At 66.5% G+C, this 6,183-nt stretch carries 6 protein-coding genes and 1 pseudogene; 6 read left to right on the forward strand and 1 reads right to left on the reverse strand.

The annotated features are described in order from the left end of the window. Positions 1–241: IS630 transposase-related protein (locus tag DRB19_RS28400; RefSeq protein WP_245439419.1), on the reverse strand; the 241-nt coding region annotated here is incomplete at its 3' end. A 302-nt stretch (positions 242–543) separates the two neighbouring features. Here DRB19_RS28400 and DRB19_RS28405 point away from each other — a divergent pair. The 6 genes and pseudogenes from DRB19_RS28405 to DRB19_RS28430 form a co-directional block, all read left to right on the forward strand. Continuing rightward, complete coding sequence (locus DRB19_RS28405; protein ID WP_245439886.1) at positions 544–1,353, forward strand: DUF2092 domain-containing protein; 810 nt, start codon at positions 544–546, stop codon at positions 1,351–1,353. Further along, positions 1,350–1,646 carry a hypothetical protein gene (locus DRB19_RS28410; RefSeq protein WP_245439889.1) on the forward strand — a complete coding sequence of 99 codons (297 nt, stop codon included), beginning with the start codon at positions 1,350–1,352 and terminating at the stop codon, positions 1,644–1,646. The genes DRB19_RS28405 and DRB19_RS28410 overlap by 4 nt, the downstream gene beginning before the upstream one ends. Before the next feature lie 384 nt (positions 1,647–2,030). Then, positions 2,031–2,390, forward strand: coding sequence for a peptidyl-prolyl cis-trans isomerase (locus tag DRB19_RS31775; RefSeq protein ID WP_338067384.1), 360 nt, complete (start codon positions 2,031–2,033; stop codon positions 2,388–2,390). Beyond that, positions 2,329–3,354 (forward strand): annotated as a pseudogene (locus tag DRB19_RS28420) (DUF3604 domain-containing protein); the annotation flags it as partial. The gene DRB19_RS31775 and the pseudogene DRB19_RS28420, both read left to right, overlap by 62 nt. A 120-nt stretch (positions 3,355–3,474) precedes the next feature. Next, the gene (locus DRB19_RS28425; RefSeq protein WP_245439893.1) at positions 3,475–4,242 is read left to right on the forward strand and encodes a hypothetical protein; all 768 of its coding nucleotides are present in this window, start codon (positions 3,475–3,477) and stop codon (positions 4,240–4,242) included. 250 nt (positions 4,243–4,492) lie between these two features. Further along, on the forward strand, positions 4,493–6,183 hold a 1,691-nt coding region (locus DRB19_RS28430; protein WP_114189323.1), incomplete at its 3' end, for a mechanosensitive ion channel domain-containing protein.

Raw genomic sequence — 6,183 nt, forward strand, 5'->3', positions numbered from 1 at the left:
TGGCGGGGTGTGCCTCGACGGCTTGGATCAGGAAGGTCTCATAAGGCACCAGTTTGCCACCTCCCGGCGGACGGCCTTGGCGGGCGGGCGCCGGCGAGCCGAACCGCCGCTGGCGCTGCATCAGCTTGATGGCACAGCTGTCCCTGACGCCAAAGTGGCGGGCCGCCGTCCGGCAGGAATGGCCCGCCTCGACGAAGGCTGCAACCCGCATACGAAGATCGAGAGAATAGCAGTGACCCATGATCCACCTCCCGTCCGACGAAGTGAATCACAGATCACATCAACCCAGAACCCTAAGAGTCGAATTTCCAGTCCGATGCTTTAGAGCATCGGACCGTTAAGTGGACGCGCCACCGGCGGCTTCGGCATGGCTCCAGGATGGCTGAGATGCAGACCTCATCGGATCCGACTTCTCGTCCGATGCTCTAGACAAAGGACAAGTGCTCGTGCCGCTTGTCGCGTCCGGTGTCCCCGGGAATGTCCTCTTCTCTCCGAGCACAGATCGCCGCTTTTGCGGCTGCCATCACGTGACGGAGGCTGCCCATGACGCACCATTTCCCGACGAGGCCGCAGGTCACCCGATGCATCGGAGTGGCGTTGGGTGCCGCAGCGCTCCTGTCGCTCACCACCGTGCTGTCGCGGGCGGACGACGGCGATCCGCGCACCATCCTGAAGGGCATGTCCGACTACATGGCGGGTCAGAAGAACCTGTCGGTGCGCTATGACGCCGACATCGAGGTGATCACGCCCGACCTGCAAAAAATCCAGTTCACCGCCTACGGCGACGTGGTCGTCGACCGCCAGGCCGGCCTTCGTGCGACCCGTACGGGCGGCTATGCCGATGTGGAACTCGTCTTCGACGGCAACGCCGTGATCGTCCACAATCGACCGGACAAGACCTTCACGCGGATCGAGGCGCCCGGCTCGATCGACGAGATGATCCAAAGATTGCGCTCGGACTACGGGGTCGAATTCCCGGGGGCTGACCTGCTGCTGGCCAGAACCTACGACCAGCTCACCGAGGACGTGATGGACGCCAAGCACATCGGACGCGGCGTCGTCGACGGTGTTGAGTGCGAGCACCTGGCCTTCCGTAAGCACGACACCGATTGGCAGCTCTGGGTGGAGGTCGGGGAGCGTCCGATCCCGGGCAAATACGTCATCACCAGCAAGACGGTCGCCCAGGCGCCCCAATATACCCTGCGGATCAAGGAAATGCGGACCGACGTGAGGTCCGATCCCTACACATTCGTGTTCAAGGCACCTGACGGGACGAAGCAAGTTACGTTCAACGCCACCGGGGATGTCGACGAAGTGCCCCCGGGCATTCCCGCAGGAGGATCGAAGCCATGACACCGAAACGCATCATCACCAGCATTCTGGCGGCCGGCGCGGCAGCGGCTGCCTTCACGTGGAGCGGTGAGATCCCGGCTCCCAGCCGTGGGTTCATGGCACAGGCCGAGGCCCGCGTCGGGCGGCCTTTGACACCGATGAGCTATGCCAGGGTCGCCCGGCGCACCACCCGGAGGGCCGTCTCGGGCGCCGCCGCAGCGGGGGCTGTGGCGGCGGGCGCCTATGCCTATTCGGGCTCCGGCTGCGTGCAGGTCATCGACAGCTATGGACGGGTAGCCACCCGCTGCCAGTAACCGGATCCGGACGGCGCGGCATCAAGCCCGCAGACTGATCGCCCGACCCGAGTGAACGGGAATTGCAGGGAGTGCACCATGAGGTTGCTGAAGGAGCCATTGCTGCACTTTATTGCCCTCGGCGGGCTGCTGTTCGCGGCACATGCCGCCCTCAATCCAGGTGGGGTCCGGGCAGGCGCTACTCCCCCCGCCATTCATCTCACCGCCGCGGACGCCGAATGGCTGAAGCAAATGTGGGCGCGCCAGTGGCGCCGCCCGCCCACGGACGAGGAACTCAGAGGCCTGGTCGCCGACCATCTGAAGGAAGAGGTCCTCTCGCGCGAGGCACGGGCGCTGGAGCTCGATGTCGGCGACACCGTCGTCCGCCGCCGGCTGGCGCAGAAGATGACCTTCCTCCTCGATGACACGATCCGCACCGCCGAACCACCGGAAGCGGAACTGCGTGCCCTCTACGAGACGCGTCCGGATCTCGTCCGCACACCGGCGCGCGTATCCTTCTCGCAGGTGTTTTTCCGCCGCGAGCAAGGGGACGACCGTGCGCGCACCAGCCTCGCGGCCTTGTCCAATGCCGCCGCACACCCGGAAGGACACGGCGACCGGCTCCTGCTCGGTGACACGTTTGCCGATCAGGACGAGCAGGCGCTTGCCAATCTGTTCGGTGCATCCTTCGCACAAGCTGTCATGGCCCTCCCTGCAGACGAAGGGCACGGGGGAGGCCCATCCGCTGCTGTCACCCACCGATGAGTTTGCCAACTTCGAGCTGTGGGACAAGGGCAATCTCGACCTGAGCGCCGTGAAGACGCCCGAGATGCTGGAGTTCGAATATGCCCGCTCGGCGCTGAAGAACGGCCTCAAGCTGGAACAGGAGCTGGGCACGAACCCCTACAAGTTCGGCATGGTCGGCAGCACCGACTCGCATACGGGGCTTGCAACCGCCGAGGAGGATAACTTCTTCGGCAAGATCAGCGCGAGCGAGCCTAGTCCGGAACGCCTGACGGCCACCTTCGTGGCCAACCCGGCGACCGGCAAGAAGATCATGGACTGGGAGGTCTCCTCGGCGGGTTACGCCGCCGTGTGGGCCACAGAGAACACGCGGGCGTCGCTGTGGGATGCCATGCAGCGCCGGGAGACCTATGCCACGACCGGCCCGCGTATGCTCGTGAGGTTCTTCGGCGGATGGGACTTCGTCGCGCAGGACGCGAACAGCCGTCTTCCCGCCCAGACTGGCTACACCAAGGGCGTGCCGATGGGCGGCGAACTGCGGGCGGCACCGCAGGGCAAGTCACCTACCTTCCTCGTGGCGGCGTTGAAGGATCCGCTGGGCGCGAACCTCGACCGCTACCAGATTGTCAAGGGCTGGCTCACCAGGGACGGCAAGCTCGAAGAGAAGGTTTATGACGTCGCCTGGGCCGATGCCGAGCGGCGCAGGCCCGGCGGGGACGGCAAGCTGCCTCCGGTCGGCGACACCGTTGATGTCGCAAGCGCCACCTGGACCAACACAGTTGGCGCGCCCGAGCTGGCGACGGTCTGGACGGACCCGGACTTCGATCCGGCCCAGCCGGCCTTCTATTACGGCCGGGGGATCGAGATTCCGACGCCGCGCTGGACTGCTTACGACGCGAAGCGTTTTGGGACCCAGCCTTTGCCGAGCACCGTCATGACCATCACCGAACGCGCCTACACCTCACCTATCTGGTACACGCCGTGATGACGCCTCGACCGGCACAAAGCCCTGGCGTGTCTCATCCGAGACATGCCACCTTGACCGGGGGTGGTCCCCGGCTTCAATTCTGATCTCTGCTTGAGCCAATGGCGCAAGGAGGCATCAATGCGTTGTCCGTCATTTCGATTTGTTCGTCCGGTGCTGGTGCCGCTGTTCCTCGTGGGAGGCATGGGCGCGGCAATCGCGGCGGATGTCGCACCTCTTCCGCCAGCGCCCATCGTCGAGGCTCCGGTTGCAATGCCGCCCGTGTGGAGCTTCCGCTTCGTTCCCTACGGTTGGCTCACCTCGCTGAAGGGCACCCAGACCGTGCGCGGGCGCTCCACGAAGGTGGACGCCAGCTTCATCGACATCGTCGAGAAGAGCGACACGCTGGTGGGCCTGATGGGCACCTTCGAAGCGCGCAATGGCCCCTTCGCCCTCTACGGCGACTTGGTCTGGAGCAAGGTGGGGATCGAGGGCAGCAACGTCTGGACCCGAACGCCCGCGCCCGGGATCACGGGCACGGTCGGGAGAACCCTCGCCGTCGATGTGCAGATGGCCATCGTCGAGGTCGGCGCCGCCTATGAGGTCGCGCGCTCTGGGCCGCTGGCGTTCGATGTCCTCGGCGGCGCCCGCTACTGGTACCAGGAGGCGGACGTCTCGCTGGAGGTCACCGGCACCCTCGACATCGGCGGCCTGGAGCTCGCCGGGACACGAGCCTTCGCGCGGTCCGGTTCCGTCGACTGGCTCGATCCTGTGATCGGCGCGCGCGTGCGCTACGCAGTGGCGCCAGGGCACGAGCTCTTTCTTCGCGGCGACATCGGCGGGTTCGGGGTCGGGAGCGACTTCTCCTGGCAGGCCGTCGGCGGCTACGGCTTCGACTTCGGGGCCTAGAACGGCATCACCTTCTCGGGCGTGATCGGCTACCGAGCCCTCTCGGTGGACTACGCCCAAGGCGACGGCCGCCGCCGCTACGAGTTCGACATGCTCCAGCATGGACCAGTGCTCGGCCTCAGCATGCGGTGGTGACCCTGGGCGGCTTCCCCTGTTCCCTCAGGGCGGCGGTCTTCTCGACCTCGGTGATTTGGTACCGAGCACTTGCGCAGGATCGCAGACTGGCGTCCTGTGAAAGGAGGTGGTTTCGATGATGACGACGCGCGCCGACCACAACGCCCCGGCTCGGTTGCTTTGCAGCCTGGTTCTGCTGCTTTTTGTGTTCGCGGGCACTCCATCCGCCAACGCCCAAGCCCCCGCGCCCCAGAGCCCTCCTCCGCCACAGGTGCAGCAGCTCCTGAACCTCTTACAGGATCCGGCCGTGCGCGGCTGGATCGACCAGCAGCAGCAGCCCGCGGCGTCGCCGGCGCTTGTCGGAGCGCCGGCGACGACCTCTGAGGTGACCGCCTCCGAGATGATGGCGGTCCGGACCGCCGGCATGCGGGAACACCTCGCTGCTCTTGCGGCCGCCGCGCCGCGCCTGCCGAGCGAGTTCCGCAACGCCGCGGATCGCCTGCTCGCCGAGCTGCGGGGCCGCCGCCCTGTCGCTGTGCTGATCCTCGTCCTCGGGTTCGTTGCCTTGGGCGCCGGAACCGAATGGCTCTTCAGGAGGGTCACGGCCCGCCCGCAGCAGCGGATTGTGGCCCTTCCTATGGAGACCGCGTCCGAGCGGATGCGCGCCATCGGCCTGCGTCTGGCGTTCGGCCTGAGCGAGGTGGTGATCTTCGGATTCGGCAGCATCGGCGCCTTTCTCGCCTTTGACTGGCCGCTGCTCTTGCACCAGGTCGTGCTCGCCTATCTGGTGGCGGCCGTGGTCCTGCGCCTGGCACTGGTGCTGGGCCGGTTCCTTCTGGCACCAGACGGTGGCAGGCGACAGGACACGGAGCGCTTCCGCGTCGTCCCGTTGACCGCGGATGCCGCCCGGTTCTGGTATCGGCGCCTGGCGCTCTTCGTCGGATGGTTCGCCTTCGGGTGGGCCACGCTCGATGTGCTCAGTGTGCTGGGATTCTCGCCCGAGGCGCGCGAGCTCGTGGCCTATGCCCTTGGGCTCGGGCTCCTGGCCATCGCCCTGAATGTCGTGTGGGCCCGTCCTCGCGCAGCGGACGCCCTTCCCGATGTCACGCAGCACTCCGCCCTTCACAGGGTCACCCCCTGGCTTCTGTCCCTTTGCCTGGTACTGCTGTGGGGGTTATGGGTCGTGGGATTCATGCGCCTGTTCTGGCTCCTGGCGGTCGCCCTCCTCCTGCCCGGAGCTATCACAGTTGCTCGGATGGCAAGCCATCACGTCTCCCGCCCGGCTTCAGGCCCCGAGGCCGCTTCCGCGCCCGGCCTGATGGCGGTCTTCCTGGATCGCGGCCTCAGGGCTCTCCTGATCGCCGGCGCCGCGCTTGTGCTCGCGCACGCTTGGAACATCGATCTTGCCCAGATGAGCAGCCGAGACACCCTCCTGACTCGACTCGTGCGCGGCGCGCTGAGCAGCGTCGTGATCCTGCTCGTCGCCGACTTGATCTGGCAGGTGGTCAAATCGCTGATCGACCGGCGGCTCAGCCAAGTCGAGGCCTTGGCCCCGCCCGGAACCGAGGCGGCCGTCCGGCAGGCGCGGCTCAGGACGCTGCTGCCGATCTTCCGCAATGTGATCTTCGTGGTGCTGGCGGTCGTCGCCGTGATGATGGCCCTGTCGGCGCTCGGGGTGGAGATCGGGCCGCTGATCGCCGGCGCCGGCATCGTCGGCGTTGCCGTCGGCTTCGGCTCGCAGACACTGGTGAAGGACGTATTCAGCGGCGTGTTCTACCTGCTCGACGACGCCTTCCGGGTCGGCGAGTACATCACGAGCGGCAGCTA

Origin of the sequence: Microvirga aerophila (genome assembly GCF_003332305.1) — a bacterium.
GTDB classification, from domain to species: Bacteria; Pseudomonadota; Alphaproteobacteria; order Rhizobiales; family Beijerinckiaceae; genus Microvirga; species Microvirga aerophila.